Annotated in this window: 13 protein-coding genes; 9 read left to right on the top strand and 4 right to left on the bottom strand. The window is 73.6% G+C overall.

Annotated elements, in window-relative coordinates:
* From ACOJUF_RS02230 to ACOJUF_RS02200, 7 genes are all read left to right on the top strand, one after another.
* Nucleotides 1–223: hypothetical protein (locus tag ACOJUF_RS02230; protein ID WP_420120235.1), on the top strand; the 223-nt coding region annotated here is incomplete at its 5' end.
* Nucleotides 220–1,389 carry a metallophosphoesterase gene (locus ACOJUF_RS02225; protein ID WP_420120234.1) on the top strand — a complete coding sequence of 390 codons (1,170 nt, stop codon included), beginning with the start codon at nt 220–222 and terminating at the stop codon, nt 1,387–1,389. The genes ACOJUF_RS02230 and ACOJUF_RS02225, both read left to right, overlap by 4 nt.
* 108 nt (nt 1,390–1,497) lie before the next feature.
* Complete coding sequence (locus tag ACOJUF_RS02220) at nt 1,498–2,637, top strand: sensor domain-containing protein (RefSeq protein ID WP_420120233.1); 1,140 nt, start codon at nt 1,498–1,500, stop codon at nt 2,635–2,637.
* 27 nt (nt 2,638–2,664) lie between these two features.
* A complete protein-coding gene (locus ACOJUF_RS02215; protein WP_420120232.1) occupies nt 2,665–3,324 on the top strand; it encodes a LuxR C-terminal-related transcriptional regulator in 660 nt (219 codons plus the stop codon).
* 80 nt (nt 3,325–3,404) lie between these two features.
* A complete protein-coding gene (locus tag ACOJUF_RS02210; protein ID WP_420120231.1) occupies nt 3,405–4,160 on the top strand; it encodes a glycerophosphodiester phosphodiesterase in 756 nt (251 codons plus the stop codon).
* Nucleotides 4,157–4,903 carry a thymidine kinase gene (locus tag ACOJUF_RS02205; RefSeq protein WP_420120230.1) on the top strand — a complete coding sequence of 249 codons (747 nt, stop codon included), beginning with the start codon at nt 4,157–4,159 and terminating at the stop codon, nt 4,901–4,903. Before ACOJUF_RS02210 ends, ACOJUF_RS02205 begins: the two co-directional genes overlap by 4 nt.
* A gap of 382 nt (nt 4,904–5,285) precedes the next feature.
* Nucleotides 5,286–5,627 carry an RNA polymerase-binding protein RbpA gene (locus tag ACOJUF_RS02200; protein ID WP_015748143.1) on the top strand — a complete coding sequence of 114 codons (342 nt, stop codon included), beginning with the start codon at nt 5,286–5,288 and terminating at the stop codon, nt 5,625–5,627.
* 78 nt (nt 5,628–5,705) lie between these two features.
* Here the strand turns inward: ACOJUF_RS02200 and ACOJUF_RS02195 are convergent, their stop codons facing one another.
* The 3 genes from ACOJUF_RS02195 to ACOJUF_RS02185 all read right to left on the bottom strand — a co-directional run bounded on the left by ACOJUF_RS02195 (nt 5,706) and on the right by ACOJUF_RS02185 (nt 11,274).
* On the bottom strand, nt 5,706–6,500 hold the full coding sequence (locus ACOJUF_RS02195) for a polyprenol monophosphomannose synthase (RefSeq protein ID WP_420120229.1): 795 nt from the start codon (nt 6,498–6,500) through the stop codon (nt 5,706–5,708).
* Complete coding sequence (gene lnt / locus ACOJUF_RS02190) at nt 6,497–8,299, bottom strand: apolipoprotein N-acyltransferase (protein ID WP_420120228.1); 1,803 nt, start codon at nt 8,297–8,299, stop codon at nt 6,497–6,499. Before lnt ends, ACOJUF_RS02195 begins: the two co-directional genes overlap by 4 nt.
* Before the next feature lie 77 nt (nt 8,300–8,376).
* On the bottom strand, nt 8,377–11,274 hold the full coding sequence (locus ACOJUF_RS02185; protein WP_420120227.1) for an FAD-binding and (Fe-S)-binding domain-containing protein: 2,898 nt from the start codon (nt 11,272–11,274) through the stop codon (nt 8,377–8,379).
* Between the two features lie 282 nt (nt 11,275–11,556).
* Between ACOJUF_RS02185 and ACOJUF_RS02180 the strand changes: the two genes are divergently transcribed.
* The gene (locus tag ACOJUF_RS02180) at nt 11,557–12,222 is read left to right on the top strand and encodes a GntR family transcriptional regulator (protein ID WP_420120226.1); all 666 of its coding nucleotides are present in this window, start codon (nt 11,557–11,559) and stop codon (nt 12,220–12,222) included.
* Between the two features lie 183 nt (nt 12,223–12,405).
* On the opposite strand, the gene ACOJUF_RS02175 is transcribed toward ACOJUF_RS02180, so the two are convergent.
* Complete coding sequence (locus ACOJUF_RS02175; RefSeq protein WP_420120225.1) at nt 12,406–14,019, bottom strand: amidohydrolase; 1,614 nt, start codon at nt 14,017–14,019, stop codon at nt 12,406–12,408.
* 74 nt (nt 14,020–14,093) lie between these two features.
* On the opposite strand from ACOJUF_RS02175, the gene ACOJUF_RS02170 reads away from it, so the two are divergent.
* The coding region (locus tag ACOJUF_RS02170) for an HAD-IC family P-type ATPase (RefSeq protein ID WP_420120224.1) at nt 14,094–16,076 on the top strand (1,983 nt) is incomplete at its 3' end.

Genomic DNA, 16,076 nt, shown 5'->3' with positions numbered 1-16,076 from the left:
CGTGGTCGAGGACGTCCGGCAGGCGATCGCCCGGACGGCGCACGCCGGACCGGCCGCCCCGCCCGGTCGGGGACCGGCCACCCTGCTCGCGGACGGCCAGAGCCTGTGGATGGCCGCGCTCTACCTGGACAACCTCGACCGGCTGCAGTGCCGGCTCCCGGAACCGGCGGCGGAGCTGCTCGGGTCGCCCCCGGCCCCGACGTCCGACCCCGCCCGGCGGTGACCGCGCCCGCCCCGACCCGGCGGCGTCGCCCGCCCGGCCCGTTCGCGCTCGTCGCCGTCGCGGTCCTGGTCCTGCTGTTCGCGGTGCCCTGGTGGGTGCTGGTGCTCGCCCCGGGGTGGCCGGCGGCCGTCGGGTGGGCCGGCACCCTCGCCGTGCTGGCCGCCGCGGCCCTGCTGCCGGTCGCCATGGTCCGGGGCCACGGGCGCCGGGCGGACGACCGGTGGGCGGTGGCCGGGGACACCGGGCTGGGTGTCGTCTGGCTGCTGTTCAGCTTCTCGGTGATCGGGGGCGCCGTCGCCGGCGGGCGGCGGGGCGCCGGCGGCCCGCGCCCGGCCGGGCCCCGGTGGACCGCGGCGGCCGTGCTGGTGGTGGTCGTGGCCCTCGGGTCGTGGGGCATGTGGCAGGCCCGGCGGGTGCCGCGGGTCCGGCGCACCGAGATCGTGCTGGACCGGCTCGATCCCGCGTTCGACGGGACCCGCGTCGTGCTGCTCGCCGACACCCATTACGGGCCGATCGACCGGGCCCGCTGGTCGGCCCGGCTGGTCGAGGCGGTGAACCGGCTGGCGCCGGACGTCGTCGCACACGCCGGCGACCTGGCCGACGGGTCGGTCGAGCGGCGCCGCGGGCAGGTGGCGCCGCTGGCGGCGGTCCGGGCCACGTCGGCCCGGGTCTACATCACCGGCAACCACGAGTACTTCTCGGGCGCCGAACCCTGGGTGCGGCACATGGCCGAGCTGGGCTGGACGGTGCTGCACAACCGGCACGTGGTGCTGCGGCGCGGTGCGGCCGCGCTCGCCCTGGCCGGCGTCGACGACCTGACCGCGGCCGGATCCGGACAGCCCGGGCACGGCGCCGACCTCGGTGCCGCGCTCGCCGGCCTGCCGGACCAGGTGCCGGTGGTGCTGCTGGCCCATCAGCCCAAGCAGGTCCGGTCGGCCGTCGCCGCCGGGGTCGACCTGCAGCTGTCCGGGCACACCCACGGCGGTCAGATCTGGCCGTTCCACCTGATCGTGCGGATCGAGCAGGGCGCGCTGCAGGGCCTCTCGCGGCCGGGCGGGCGGACCCAGCTCTACACCACCAGGGGCGCCGGGTTCTGGGGCCCGCCGTTCCGGGTCTTCGCCCCCGCCGAGATCAGCCTGCTGGTGCTGCGGTCGCGCCCGTCCTGATCGCCCCGACCCGATCGACCGGGACGGCTCGGCCGGGTGCCCGGGATCCGGGCCGATCGGGGGGTTATCCCTACTGTTCCGGCGGCCGACCCGGGCCAGAATTGGGCCATGAGCGAACCGCGTCTGCCCGATCCGCAACCGGCGGGGCGGTGGGAGCTGTTCGGCATCGCCTTCGCCCTGGTCGGCCTGTGGGTGGTCGGCATGGTGCTGCTGGTGTTCGGGATCGTGGCGGTCAGCCTGCTGATCGTCTGGCTCGGGCTGCCCCTGCTGCTGGCCTTCCTGGCCACCCTGCGGTGGTATGCGCGGCTGCATCGGCGGCTCGCCGGGCGGGTCCTGGGCCAGCCCATCCTGGATCCCTACCTGCCGCCGCTGCCCGGCGGCCTGTTCGTCCGGCTGCGCGTCCGGTTGACCGACCGGGCCGGCTGGCGGGATCTGGCCTGGTTGTTCGAGGTCCTGACGATCGGGTTCGCCCTGCAACTGACCGCGCTCGTGTCGTTCCCGTTCCTGCCGATCGGCTGGTGGGGGTCGCCGCTGCTGCTGCGGCTGGACGCGAGCATCACCCGGCTGCTGCTCTCCCCGCAGGACGAGCGGCTCCGGCAGCGCATCGAGGCGTTGGAGACCTCACGGCAGGACAGCGTCGACCACTCGGCCGCCGAACTGCGCCGGATCGAGCGGGACCTGCACGACGGCGCCCAGGCCCAGCTCGTCGCCCTGGGCATGAACCTGGGCCTGGCCAGGGAACTCATCGACCGCGACCCGGTGGCGGCGGCCGGCCTGATCGCCGAGGCCCAGCAGTCCTCCTCCACCGCGCTGGCCGACCTGCGGTCCCTCGTCCGCGGCATCCACCCGCCGGTGCTGGCCGACCGCGGCCTCGGCGGTGCGGTGCAGGCCATCGCGCTGGCCCACCCGCGGCCGGTCGAGGCCGACGTCGTGCTCGACGGCCGGCCGCCGGCCCCGGTCGAGTCGGCCGTCTACTTCGCCGTCGCCGAACTGCTCACCAACAGCGCCAAGTACGCCGCCGCCGCGCACACCTGGGTGTGGATCCGGCACGAGGACGGCGTGCTCACCGCAATGGTCGGCGACGACGGCGTGGGCGGCGCCCAGGCGACCGCCGAGGGCGGGCTGGCCGGGGTGCAGCGCCGGCTGGCCGCATTCGACGGCACCCTGTCGGTGGCCAGCCCGCTCGGTGGTGGAACGATCGTCACCGTCAAGGTGCCGTGCGTCCTCCGGGTGTCCAGCGCGGCCTGACCGGCCGAGACGGAGGTGGCTGCGCGGATGCGGGTCGTGCTGGCCGAGGACCTGGCGTTGCTGCGCGACGGCATCGTGCGGATCCTGCAGGCCCACGAGATCGAGGTGGTGGCCGCCGTCGACAACGGGCCGTCGCTGCTCAAGGCGATCACCGAGCTCCGGCCGGACATCGCCGTGGTCGACGTCCGGCTGCCGCCCTCGTTCACCGACGAGGGCCTGCGCGCGGCCCTGGCCGCCCGGGAGCGGATCCCCGGGCTGCCGGTGCTGGTGGTCAGCCAGTACGTCGAGCAGCTGTACGCGCGGGAACTGCTCGGCCAGGGCACCGGTGGGGTCGGGTACCTGCTCAAGGACCGCATCTCCGACATCGGGCAGTTCATCGACGCGGTGCGCCGGGTCGCCGCGGGCGGGACGGCGATGGACCCCGAGGTGATCGGCGCCCTGCTGGCGCGGCATCGCGACAGCTCACCGATCGCCTCGCTCACCCCGCGTGAGCGAGAGGTCCTGGAACACATGGCGCAGGGCCGTTCCAACGCGGCCATCGCGGCGGCGATGTTCATCACCGAGAAGGCCGTGGGCAAACACACCAACTCGATCTTCGGCAAGCTCGCCCTCGAGCAGAGCGAGGACGACAACCGCCGGGTGCTCGCCGTCCTGGCATTCCTGGACAGCAGCCCACCGGCCCGCTGACATACTCTCGACCTCAGGTTGAGGGTAAGGGTTTGTCCGAGCGGCCGGAGCGCGCCGGGCGCCGTGCCAGACTGTCGCCCGTGACGGCGTACCTCGACTCCGACCCGCCCCGGGCGTTCGCCCATCGCGGCTGGCACATCGGCGACCTGGCCGGCCGGGAGAACACGATGGCCGCGTTCCGGCGCGCCTACGACGAGGGCTTCCGGTACCTGGAGACCGACGTGCACGCGACCAGCGACGGCGAGCTGGTCGCCTTCCACGATCTGACGCTGGGTCGGGTCACCGACCGGCAGGGACAGATCGCCGCGTTGCCCTGGGCCCAGGTGCGGCAGGCGCGGATCGGCGGCACCGATCCGATCCCGCTGATGGGCGACCTGCTCGAGGAGTTCCCGGACGCGCGCTTCAACATCGACGCGAAGGCCGATCCGGCGGTCGGGCCCCTGGCCGACCTGATCCGGCGGACCGGTGCCAGGGACCGGGTCTGCCTGGGTTCCTTCTCCGACCGCCGGCTGGCCGCGCTGCGGGCCGCGGTCGGGCCGCGGGTGGCGACCTCGATGGGCCCGCGGGAGGTGTTCCGCCTGGTCGGCGCCGCACGGCTGCGGCGGGGGTTCCGCACGCCGGCGGTCGCCGCACAGGTGCCGGTGGCATTCTCGCGGGTGACGATCGTCACCGAGGCGTTCCTGGCCACCGCCCACCGGGCGGGGGTCGAGGTCCACGTGTGGACCATCGACGATGAGGCGCAGATGCGGCGGCTGCTCGACCTCGGGGTCGACGGGCTGATGTCGGACCGGCCGGACGTGCTGCGCCGCGTGCTGGCCGAACGCGGGGCCTGGTGAGGCGGATCCCGTCGGGCAGCGTGCGGTTCTTCTACGGCCCGATGGACTGCGGCAAGTCGACCCTGGCCCTGCAGATCCACGACAACCAGGTCCGGCAGGGTCGCCGCGGGGTCCTGCTCACCCGGTTCGACCGGTCGGGCCCGGCCCGGATCAGCTCCCGCATCGGCCTGAGCAGCCCGGCCCTGGAGGTGACGGACGACCTGGACCTCACCGCTGTCCTCGACGCGGCCGCGGCGACCGGCGCGGTGGACTACGTCGTCGTCGACGAGGCGCAGTTCCTGACGCCGGCGCAGGTCGACCAGCTGGCCCTGGCCGCCGACGAGCGTGAGATCGAGGTCTTCGCCTTCGGCATCGCCACCGACTTCCGCAGCCGGCTGTTCCCCGGCTCCGCGCGGCTGTTCGAGATCGCGGACCGGATCGCCCCCGTGCAGGTCGAGGTGCTCTGCTGGTGCGGCCGGCCCGGCCGGTTCAACGCCCGGCTGCTCGGCGGCCGGATCACCCGGGAGGGCCCGACCATCGTCATCGCCGACACCGGGGATCCGGTGGCCCCCGGTCCCGATCCGGACGGCGGCGCCCCGGCCTACCGGGTGCTGTGCCGGCGCCACTACCGCGCCGGCCGGCTCGGCCCCCAGGAACCGGACGCCCAGGAACCGGACACAGACGGACCGGACGCCGACGGACCGGACACCAACGGACCGGACACGGACGGACCGGACCGGGCCGGGGCCGGTCACGGCGGGTGACGCGACATCGTTGCCGATTTTCCCGGCCGCGTGCCGTGACCGACGGGCCCCTGATGCGTCTCGAAGTAGTGAAAAAGGCTGCCGGCCGGTGGAACGGTGCGTCCACGCACCACCCGGTCGCGGTACAAGTAGTACCCGGCACCCACCCGAGTCGTGGGTACACGGAGTGTCGGTAGCAGTGCGAAACTCATCAACCGCGAAGGGAACGAAACGCCGACGATCAGCGTTACTCACCGGTAGGAGCCCGTCTCGGACTCGCCGTCGGTGTGACGACCAGAATCCACCCGGCCGCCGTCGGCGGTCACCGGTGGGCTGCTCCACCCGCTCGCACCACCCAGCTTGGCACCACCAGCTAGGCACCACCCAGCAAGGAAGGAACACCATGGCCGACCGTGTCCTGCGCGGAAGTCGCCTGGGCTCGACCAGTTACGAGGCCGATCGGAATCACGATCTGGCGCCTCGTCGCACGGCGACCTATCGCTGCCCCCGCGACCACGAGTTCACCGTCCCGATGGCCGACGACGCCGAGGTGCCGTCCGTCTGGGACTGCCGGATGCACGGCCTGTCGTCCACCCTGGTCGACGGCTCGGTGCCGGAGGGCAAGGCGGCCAAGCCGCCGCGGACCCACTGGGACATGCTGCTGGAGCGCCGGTCGATCGAGGAACTCGAGGAGATCCTGAACGAGCGGCTCGCCGAGCTCAAGGCCCGTCGCACCGCCTCCTGACCCAGCACACGACGAACGCCACCGGCCCGCACGGGCCGGTGGCGTTCGTCGTCTGCGGGTCCGGTCGACCCGCCGGGGTCAGCGCGAGCGGCGGCGGAACAGTCCGGTGACCTGCTGCCAGCGGTGGGCGGCCCCCCACACGGTCACCTTCAGCAGCGCCTCCCGGACGATGTTGCCGCTCATCTTGGACGTGCCGATCTGCCGCTCGGTGAACGTGATGGGCACCTCGGCGACCCGGAACCCGGCGCGGACGGTGCGCCAGGCCAGGTCGACCTGGAAGCAGTAGCCGGTCGAGGCGACCTCGTCCAGGGCCAGCGCCTTGAGGACGGTGGCCCGGTACGCGCGGTAACCGCCGGTGATGTCGTAGATCCGGACCCCGAGGGCCAGGCGCGAGTACAGGTTGCCCCCGCGGGAGAGCCACTCGCGGTGCTTGGGCCAGTTGACGACCTTCCCGCCGGGCACGTACCGCGAGCCCAGCACCAGGTCGGCGTGCTGCAGCGCGTCCAGCAGCCGGGGCAGCTGCTCCGGCGGGTGCGACCCGTCCGCGTCCATCTCGACCAGCACGTCGTACCCATGATCCAGCCCCCACCCGAAGCCGGCGATGTACGCGGCCCCCAGGCCCGCCTTCTCCGTGCGGTGCAGCACGTTCACCCGCTCGTCCCGGGCCGCCCACTCGTCGGCGACCTCTCCCGTGCCGTCCGGGCTGCCGTCGTCCGCGACCAGCACGTGGGCGGTCGGGACCGCGGCGAACAGCCGCTCCAGGATCAGCGGCAGGTTCTCGCGCTCGTCGTAGGTGGGGATGATCACCAGCACCCGATCGCCGGGCGTCTCGTCGAGGTCGAAGTGCGGCGTCGGGTCGCCTTTCGGGCTCACGGTGTGCGGTCCTCCCGGGAAATGCCGGTAGCCGGGCCACCGGTGCTCGCTGTCGTGTTCGCTGTGGTGCTCGTGACGCTGGATGTCGTGGTGCTGGGTTCAGGTGCCACCGCGGTCGACGCGCGGGGGGCGCCCTCGGTTGCCGGCGGTCCGGGGATTGCCCGGCGGCGCCGGCGGTCCCGCAGGACCAGGAAGGCCAACGCCACCGGGGTGACCAGGGCGAGCAACCACTCCAGCGGCGCACCGAGCACCGTACCGGGGGTCGTCGCCGCGATCAGCGGCACCGTCGGGGTCAGGTAACCCGGCGTGAACAGCGGGATCGACGACTCGACGGTGCCGTCGGGCCGGATCACGGCGGAGACCCCGCTGGTCGAGGAGATGAGCACCTCACGACCGTGCTCGACGGCGCGGACTCGGCTCATCGCCTGCTGCTGGTAGGTCTCGTCGGTGTAGCCGAAGGTGGCGTTGTTGGTCTGCACGACCAGGACCTGGGCGCCGCCCTCGACGACGTCGCGGACCAGGTCGTCGAACACCACCTCGAAGCAGATGACGTCGCCGACGGGCACCCCGTCGATGTCCAGGTTGCCCGGGTGCCCACCGGGCAGGAAGGTGCCGCGGACCAGGTCGACCTTGTCGGAGAACAGCCGGAAGAACGAGCGGAACGGGATGTACTCGCCGAACGGCATCGGGTGCAGCTTGGTGTAGGTGTCGCCGGGACCGGTGACCGGGTCCCAGACGATGCCCATGTTGTACAGGTCGCCCGGCTGCGTGCCCTGCACGACCGCGCCGACCAGGATCGGCACGCCGATGTCGGCGGCCGCGTCGGAGATGACCGCGTTGGCGTCCGCATTGAGGTACGGGTCGATGTCGGTCGAGTTCTCCGGCCAGACCACCAGCGTCGGGGCCGGGGCCCGGCCGGCACGGACGTCGTCGGCCAGCCGGTGGGTCTGCGCCGCGTGCAGATCGAGCACGGCGCGCCGCTCGGCGTTGAAGTCCAGCCCCGGGCGCGGGACGTTGCCCTGGATGACGGCGATGGTGGCCGTCGGGGCGTCCGTCCCGTGCTGCACGGTCCACCGGCCGGCGACCCCGAGCACCACCGGCAGCACCAGCAGTCCGAGCGAGCCCAGGACGGCGACGGAGCGCCAGGGCGGCCGGGACCGGCCCGGCGGCAGCGGGACCAGCGCCCGCAGCAGGGCGGCCACGGCGAACCCGGCCAGCGCGGTCAGGAAGGCCAGCCCGGCCGAGCCCAGCAGGGAGGCCGCCGGCAGCAGCGGACCGTCCGGCTGCGAGAACGCCACCCCGCCCCAGGGGAAGCCGCCGAACGGCCACCGCCCGCGCAGGGCCTCGCCGGTCAGCCAGGCGGCGGCCGCCCAGGCCGGCCAGAGCGGCAGCCGCCGGGACGCCGCGGCGATCAGCGCGCCGGCCGGGGCGGTGAGCACCGCCTCGGCGACGGACAGCGCGTACCAGGGCAGGTCGCCGACGTAGATGTTGGTGAACGAGAGCAGCGGGACGTAGAACGTCAGGCCGAAGACGAAGCCGAGCCCCAGGCCGGCGCGCCAGCTGCGGCCGTCCAGGGCGAGCCCGAGCAGGGCGAACCCGACCACGGCCAGCCACCACAGGGTGGACGGCGCGAACGATCCGTACAGCGCGAACCCGCCGGCCGCCGCGGCCAGGATGCGCAGGCCGCCGGACCCGAGCAGGGACTGCCGCCACCCGGTCAGCCGGGCGGTCCCCCGCGCCCGCCGGCCCGGCCGCGCCGGCGGCGGCGGGGTCGATCGGTGCACGGTCGGCTGGGCCACGGCGTCACTGTAGTGGCGGGTCCGGACAAAACCCGTGTGCCCGGCGTTCGGTCGCCGGACGGTGTCGGACCGCCGGTTCAGGGCGCACTGGCCCAGTCGACGACCTCCAGCAGGTGTTGGTACTCGTGCCCGGTCGCCCGGGTCAGGCCCAGTTCGCAGGTGCGGTTGCAGGACGCGTAGGAGTCGAAGGATCCCCCGTCGACCTCCCGCGCCTCCCCCGCGGTGGCCGACGCGGTCAGCTCCGGGTGCAACAGGCCGCGGTCGCCGGCGAACGCGCAGCAGCCCCAGGCCACGGGCACCGTCACCGACTCGGCCACGGCGGCGGCGACCGCGGCCAGGGTGTCGTTGAGGCCCAACTGGGTCGACGAGCAGGTCGGGTGCAGCGCCATCGATTCCTTGCGCCGCCGGATCTCCAGGGCGGGCAGCACGTGCTCGGCGACGTACGCGGTCGCGTCCACGATGCGCAGGCCCGGGAAGTGGCCGGCGGCCGCCTCGCTCTCCAGCATGTGCCGCAGGCCCTCGGTGCAGGACGAGGCGTCGCAGACGATGGGCAGCTCACCCTGCCGGGACGCCGCCCACAGCCGGGGCAGCACCTTGCGGACCATCGTCCGGTAGCCGTCCTTGAGCCCCTTGGACTTCCAGGGCGTCCCGCAGCACAGGTCGGGCAGGTCGGGCGGGTAGCTGAACGGGATGCCGGCCCGCTCGCACAGCCGGACGAAGGCCGCTCGCGCGCCCGGTCCCCCGTCGGCCGGCCCGAACATGGTGCCGACGCACGCGCTGAAGAAGACGAACCGGGCGTCACCCGTGGCCGTCCCCGGATGGCGCTGCGGGCCGCCGCCGGGCAGCTCGGCCGAGTACAGCGGCAGCAGATCCGGGTCGACGACCCGGCGGCCCAGCTCGTTGGGCCCCGCGATCAGCGCCGTCGGGGTCTTGTCCGCGACGGTCAACGCGGTGCCGGCGATCCGGGTGGTGGCCGCCCAGTGCTTGGCCGCGAAGGACCAGCCCTTGGCCGCCGTCCGGTTCACCGTCTCGGCCCGCAGCCGGCGGACCAGGTCGCCGGTGTTGATCAGGACCGGGCAGGCGGTCGAGCACATCCCGTCGACCGCGCAGGTCTGCACGCCGTCGTAGACGTACTCGGCCTCCAGCTCGGCCAGCAGCGCGGTGTCGCCGGCCGCCCGGGCCCGTTCCATCTCCCGGCGCAGGACGATGCGTTGCCGTGGCGTGGTCGTCAGGTCGCGGCTGGGGCAGACCGGCTCGCAGTAGCCGCACTCGACGCAGCGGTCGACCTCCTGCTCGACGGTCGGGGTGACCTTCAGGTCGCGCATGTGGGCCTGGTCGTCGTCGGTGACGATGACGCCCGGGTTGAGCAGGCCGGCGGGATCGAACAGCCGCTTGATCTGCACCGTCACGTCGTACAGCTCGTCACCGTACTGGCGGCGGACGAACGGAGCCATGATCCGGCCGGTCCCGTGCTCGGCCTTGAGGTTGCCGCCGTTGGCCAGCACCACGTCGACCATGTCCTCGGTGAAGTCGGCGAACCGCCGCAGGTCCCCACCCTCGCCCAGCTGCTCGGTGAGCATGAAGTGGATGTTGCCGTCCTTGGCGTGGCCGAAGATGACGTTGTCGGTGTACCCGTGCTTGCCGAACAGCTCGATGAGCTGCTCGCAGGTGGCGAGCAGGGACGGCACCGGGACGACGATGTCCTCCAGCAGGGCGGTGGTGCCGGACGGCCGGGCCTCGGCGACCGTCGTGTACAGACCCTTGCGGGTGTGCCACAGCCGGGCCCGGGCCCGCGGGTCGGCGGTCAGCTCGGCCGGGCCGGCGACCGGGATGGACCGCAGCACCGCTCCCGCCTGGGCGGCCAGGTCGGTGACGGCCTCGGCCGAGTCCGCCTGGTACTCGACCAGCAGGGCCGCGTGCTTGTCCACCGTGATCCGGCGGATGATCTCGTCGCAGGCCGGGTCGGACTGGGCGACCCGCAGTGACGTGGCGTCCAGCAGCTCGATGGTGGCCGGGCCGGTCGAGACGAGGGCGGGCAGCGACCCGGTCGCGCCGGACAGGTGCTCGAACACCAGCAGCCCGGTCATCGCGTGCCGCAGGAGCGGCACCGTGCGGAAGACCGCGGAGGCGACGAACGCCAGCGTGCCCTCGCTGCCGATGATCAGGTGGGTCAGGATGTCCACCGGCCGGGTGTGGTCCACCAGCGAGTTCAGCCCGTACCCCATGGTGTTCTTCATCGAGAACTGGCGCTCGATGATCCGCACCGACTCGGCGTTGCCGCGCACCCGGTCCCGCAGGGTCGCCAGCCCTTCGTACAGCGCCGGCTCGGTGGCCCGCAGTCTGTCGTCGGAGTCCGCCGCACCCGTGTCGATGACGGTGCCGCTGGGCAGCACCAGGATTAGCGACTCCAGCGTCCGGTAGGTGTTCTGCACCGTGCCGCAGGCCATGCCGCTGGAGTTGTTGTTGACGACCCCGCCGAGGGTGCAGGCGATCTCGCTGGCCGGGTCGGGCCCGAGCTTGCGGCCGAGGCGGGCCAGCCGGGCGTTGACCTGCCGCACGGTGGCGCCCGGGCCGACCCGGACCCGGGCCCCGTCGTCCAGGATCTCGATGTCGCGGAAGTGCTTGCGGGTGTCGACCAGGATGCCGTCCGTCCCGGCCTGGCCGGACAGGCTGGTGCCGCCGGACCGGAACGTCAACGGCACGCCCCGGGCGGCGCTGACCTGCAGCAGCCGGCCGACATCGGCGGCGTCGCGCGGGGTGACGACGGCGGTCGGGGTCAGGAAGTAGTGCGAGGCGTCGTGCCCGAGGGCGAGCCGGTCCAGGGCCCGGGTCCGGAGCTGCCCGGGGCCGGGCAGGGCGTGCTGCAGGGCGTCCAGCAGCCCCGGGTCCACGGGCGGCAGCAGGGACGCAGGACCGGCGCCCCCACTGCGAACTCCACCGTGCGTCCCGCTCGATTGCCTCGTTGCGATCGACATCAGCTCACCATTTCGTCGGTTCCGGCGTGCACGACAGGTCCGTCCGGCGCCCGGCGGGACCGGCTGCCGTCCGCCAGCCTGCCGACCGTCGCCGGGCCGAACAAGGCAGGTTCTCGCCCTCCGAGACCGGCCCTGCGCTCTTTTGTAAGACAAGTACACACGTATGTCAATCAGTTTGATGGACGGGCAGACGCGCCATCGGTACATTGCGAGCGGTTCCGGATGGATCCGGGAGCGCTCCGGAAGCGATCCGGGCGGCGCGGTGAACGGGAGCGGAGGCCGGTGAAGGGACTGCGCACCGTGTCCGTGGTGGACGCCCTGACGGCGTCGTTGCGGGCCAAGGTGCTGGACGGCCAGATCGACCCCGGGGTCGGCCTGGGCGAGACCGACGTCGCCGCGGAGTACGAGGTGTCCCGCCCCACGGCCAAGGCCGCGATCGCCGCGCTGGTCGCCGAGGGCCTGCTCCGCCGGGAGGCGCACCGCTCCGCGCAGGTGCCCACCCTGTCGCGGGCCGACGTGGACGACCTGTTCCTGGTCCGGATGCCGGTGGAACTGGAGGTGGTGCGCCGGCTCGCCGGCCGGCCGATCCCCGATCCGGTCGCCGCCGCCGTCCGCGACCTGGCCGCGATGCCCGCCGACGCCCGGCATTCCGACTTCGTCGAGGCCGACCTGCGATTCCACCGGGCGCTGTGCGACGCGGTCGGCAGCCCCCGACTCTCCCGGATCTACCTGACCCTGACCGGCGAGATCCACTTGTCGATGGTCCAGTCGCGCACCGCCCTGGGCCGGGACCGGATCGTCGCCGAGCACGACGCGGTACTGGCCGCCCTGCGGGCCGGCGACGTGGATCGCGCGACCGACCTGATGCGGGCCCACCTCGACGGGGCCCGCGCGGCGCTGGCCGCTCAGCTCGACCGGGCCGGCGGCGCCGGATCCGGATCGGGCTGACGATCGGATCGAGCTGCGGACCGGGATCGGCTGCGGACCGGGATCGGCTCGCCGCGGAGCATCCGCCGGCCCAGGTGGGCCGAACGTCCGCGACCGGCGTCGCTCCGCCTTCGCGGACCCCGGACCACCGTCGCGTCATGGACGTCAGGCTGTCCGCGGCGCCACCGCAATGGCCGATGCGCCCTACTCGAAGACGCCGGTGTCGAAGACGACGCGGCCGCCGACGAGGGTGGCCAGAGTGACCGGCAGGTCGGCACCGGGCGTCAGATCGGGCAGCAACGGCACCCGGGACCGGGGGTCGGTGGACCAGCGGGCGACGGACGGATCGGCCGCCGGCCGGGCCAGCTCTCCCGCCTGCACGACGGCCAGGTGGGCCGGGGCGCCGGGCGTGATCGTGCCGACCTCCCGGTCCGTCCGGCCGGCGGCCCGGTGACCGCCCCGGGTGTGCGCGGTGAACGCTCCGCGCGGTGAGAGTCCGCTGCCCGGGGTGCGATGGTGCACGCCGGCCCGCACGGCGGCCCACGGCCCGACCGGAGTCACCGGTGCGTCCGAGCCGAAGGCCAGCGCCACCCCGGCCGCGGCGAGCCGGGCGAAGTCGTTCATCGGCGCGGCCCGATCGGCCCCGAGCCGGTGGGTGTAGAGCCCGTCCGGCCCGCCCCAGGCGGCGTCGAACATCGGTTGCATGCTGGCGACCGCGCCGGTCCGGGCGAACGCGGCGATCGCGTCGGCGTCGGCCATCTCGGCGTGCTCGACGCGGTGGGCGCAGGCCGCCAACCGGACGGTGGCGTGCTCCCCCAGCCGCTCGGCGGCCGCCAGCATGGCCCGGCCGACGGCCGAGACGGCGTCGTCGCCGATGGCGTGGAAGCCGGCCTGCACCCCGGCCGCGGTGCACGCGACCAGATGCTCGACGATCTGCTCGTCGGACAGGTAGCGCGCCCCGTGATTGCCCGGGGCGTCGGTGTACGGCCGGGTGAGCGACGCGGTCCGGGAGCCGATGGCGCCGTCGACGACGAGGTCCCCGCCCAGGGCGTGCGCCCCGGTCTCGGCCAGCGCGGCCCTGGCCTCCTCGGCCGAGCCGACCGCCCGGGCGAGATAGCCGCGGACCGGGATCGGTCCGTCCAGGTCGAGCAGCGCGCGCAGGTCCGCCAGCCCGGACGGGCCGTCGGCGGCACACTCGTGCACCTCGACGACCCCGTGCCCGGCGCAGGTGCCCAGGAACGCCAGGTGCGCGGCGCGGCGCTGGGCGGCGGTGAGCAGGTCGCGCGCGGCGGCGCGGACGGCGGCGTGCGCGAGCCGGGTGACCGGGCCTGTGTCCGACCAGCCCGCGGGCCGGTCGGTCACGGCGACGGCGAGTGCGGTGGACAGTTGCGCGGAGTGCACGTCGATCCGGGACAGGTAGGCCGGCCGGCCACCGACCGCCTCGTCCAGTTCGGCCCGGGTCGGCGGGCGACGCTCGGGCCACCGGGTGTCCTCCCACCCGTGGCCCCAGAGCACGCCATCGGGATGGCCGGCGGCGTGCTCCCGCACGAGCTGCAGGCAGTGGGCGAGGGAACGGGCGCCGGTGAGGTCCAGCCCGGTCAGCGCCAACCCGGCGTCCAGGGTGTGCACGTGCGCGTCCACGAAGCCGGGCACGACCAACGCGCCGGCCAGGTCGACGACCCGGTCCGGTCGGCCCGCGGTGTCGACGGCGTGCTCGCCCCCGACCCAGCTGATGGTGCCGTCGGTGATCGCGAGGGCGGTGGCCTCGGGGTCGGCCGCGGTGTGCACCCGGCCGTTGCGCAGGACTGTGAGCGTCATCGACGATCAGTCAACACCGTGGGTGCGCAGAACTCACCTGACCGGTGTCGGTGCCATCTGTCACAGTGTTGCCTGTGAGCGTGACTCCGGAATCGACCGACGTCGGCAGCGGCCCGGCCGCGACTGACCCCGAGCGGGGCCTGAGCGCGCAACAGGTCGCCCAACGGGTCGCGAACGGGCAGGTCAACCACACCGACCAGGCCTCGTCCCGCTCGCTGTGGGTGATCGTCAAGACCAACGTCTTCACCCGGTTCAACGCCATCCTGGGTGCGCTGTTCGTGCTGATCGTGATCACCGGGTCGCTGGCGGACGGCCTGTTCGGCGTCGTGCTGATCGTGAACTCGGCGATCGGCATCGTGCAGGAGTACCTGGCCAAGCGGAAGCTGGACCGGCTGGCCCTGCTCAACGCCCCCACCACCCGGGTGATCCGGGACGGCGAGCTCGTCGAGATCCCCACCGGCGAGGTCGTGCTGGACGACCTGATCGAGCTGCGCACCGGCGATCAGGTGCCGGCCGACGGCGTCATGCTGTCCAGCTCCGGGCTCGAGATCGACGAGTCCAACCTCACCGGCGAGGCCGATCCGATCCCCAAGGCGGCCGGCGACGCGGTGCGGTCCGGGACGACGGTGGTCGCCGGCACCGGCCGGTTCCCGGCTGCCGCGGTCGGCCACGACGCCTACATCAACAAGATCGCCGCCGAGGCCAAGAAGTTCACCAAGACCCGCTCGGAGATCCAGGAGTCGGTCAACACCCTGCTCAAGTACATCACCTGGATCATCGTCATCGCGTTGCCGCTGCAGCTGTGGTCGCAGTGGCGCGCGATCGGCGACCAGGGCTGGCAGCAGGTCGTCATCCGGTCCACCGGCGGGCTCGTCGGGCTGGTGCCCGAGGGCCTGGTGCTGCTGACCTCGGTGGCGTTCCTGCTGGCCGCGGTGCAGCTGACCCGGCAGCAGGTGCTCGTGCAGGAACTCCCGGCGGTCGAGGGGCTGGCCCGGGTCAACGTGGTCTGCCTGGACAAGACCGGCACGCTGACCGTCGGCGACATCGTCTACGAGGACTGCGAACCGGTGCCCGGCGGCGACATGTCGGCCGATCAGGTGCGCGAGGCGCTCGGCGCGCTGGCCGACGACCCGAACGCCAACGGCACCCTCAAGGCGCTGGCCGCCGCGTTGCCCGCCCCCACCGGTTGGGACCGGCAGACCACCATCGCGTTCAACTCCGCCCGCAAGTGGAGTGCCGCCTCGTTCGCCGGCCGCGGCGCCCTGGTGTTCGGCGCGCCCGACGTGCTGCTGGCCGCCGACGACCCGTTGCGCGAACGGGTGGCCGAGCTGGCCGCGACCGGGCGCCGGGTCCTGCTGCTGGGCCGCGCGGACGCCGAGCTGCACGGCCAGGAACTGCCGCCGGGCATGCGTCCGGTGGCCCTGGTGACGCTGACCGAGCAGGTCCGCCCGGACGCCGAGGACACCCTGAACTACTTCAAGGACCAGGGCGTCGCGATCAAGATCATCTCCGGCGACAACCCGACCACGGTGGCCGCGATCGCCCGCCGGGTCGGCTTGGACGTCCCGGCCGATGCCGTGGTCGACGCCCGGACGATCGGCGAGGACCCCGACGAACTGCGGGAGCTGGTCGAGCGGACGACGGTGTTCGGCCGGGTCTCGCCCGAGCAGAAGCGGGCGCTGGTCAACGCGCTGCAGCGCAACGGGCATGTCGCCGCGATGACCGGGGACGGGGTCAACGACGCGCTGGCGCTCAAGGACGCCGACATCGGCGTGGCCATGGGCAACGGCGCGCAGGCGACGAAGGCGGTCGCCCAGCTGGTGCTGCTCGACGGCCGGTTCTCGCACATGCCCAAGGTGTTGGCCGAGGGCCGCCGGGTGATCGGCAACGTCGAACGCGTGGCGAACCTGTTCGTCGCGAAGAACGTGATGAGCCTGATCGCCATCATCACCGCGGCCCTGTTCACCCTGCCGTTCCCGTTCCTGCCCCGGCACCTGACCCTGGTCTCGGCCGTCACCATCGGCATTCCGGCGTTCTTCCTGGCCCTGGGCCCGAAC

The sequence above is a fragment of the Nakamurella sp. genome, from assembly GCF_048594475.1.
Taxonomy (GTDB): domain Bacteria; phylum Actinomycetota; class Actinomycetes; order Mycobacteriales; family Nakamurellaceae; genus Nakamurella.
Note: the sequence above shows the minus strand (reverse complement) of the source record. Positions and strands in the feature narration are given on the sequence as shown.

What these genes read in the sequence shown, in the direction of transcription:
- ACOJUF_RS02185 (WP_420120227.1), bottom strand. Translation starts at nt 11,274, where the DNA reads ATGTCGATCGCAACGAGGCAATCGAGCGGGACGCACGGTGGAGTTCGC.
- ACOJUF_RS02200 (WP_015748143.1), top strand. Translation starts at nt 5,286, where the DNA reads ATGGCCGACCGTGTCCTGCGCGGAAGTCGCCTGGGCTCGACCAGTTAC.
- ACOJUF_RS02215 (WP_420120232.1), top strand. Translation starts at nt 2,665, where the DNA reads ATGCGGGTCGTGCTGGCCGAGGACCTGGCGTTGCTGCGCGACGGCATC.
- ACOJUF_RS02175 (WP_420120225.1), bottom strand. Translation starts at nt 14,019, where the DNA reads ATGACGCTCACAGTCCTGCGCAACGGCCGGGTGCACACCGCGGCCGAC.
- ACOJUF_RS02220 (WP_420120233.1), top strand. Translation starts at nt 1,498, where the DNA reads ATGAGCGAACCGCGTCTGCCCGATCCGCAACCGGCGGGGCGGTGGGAG.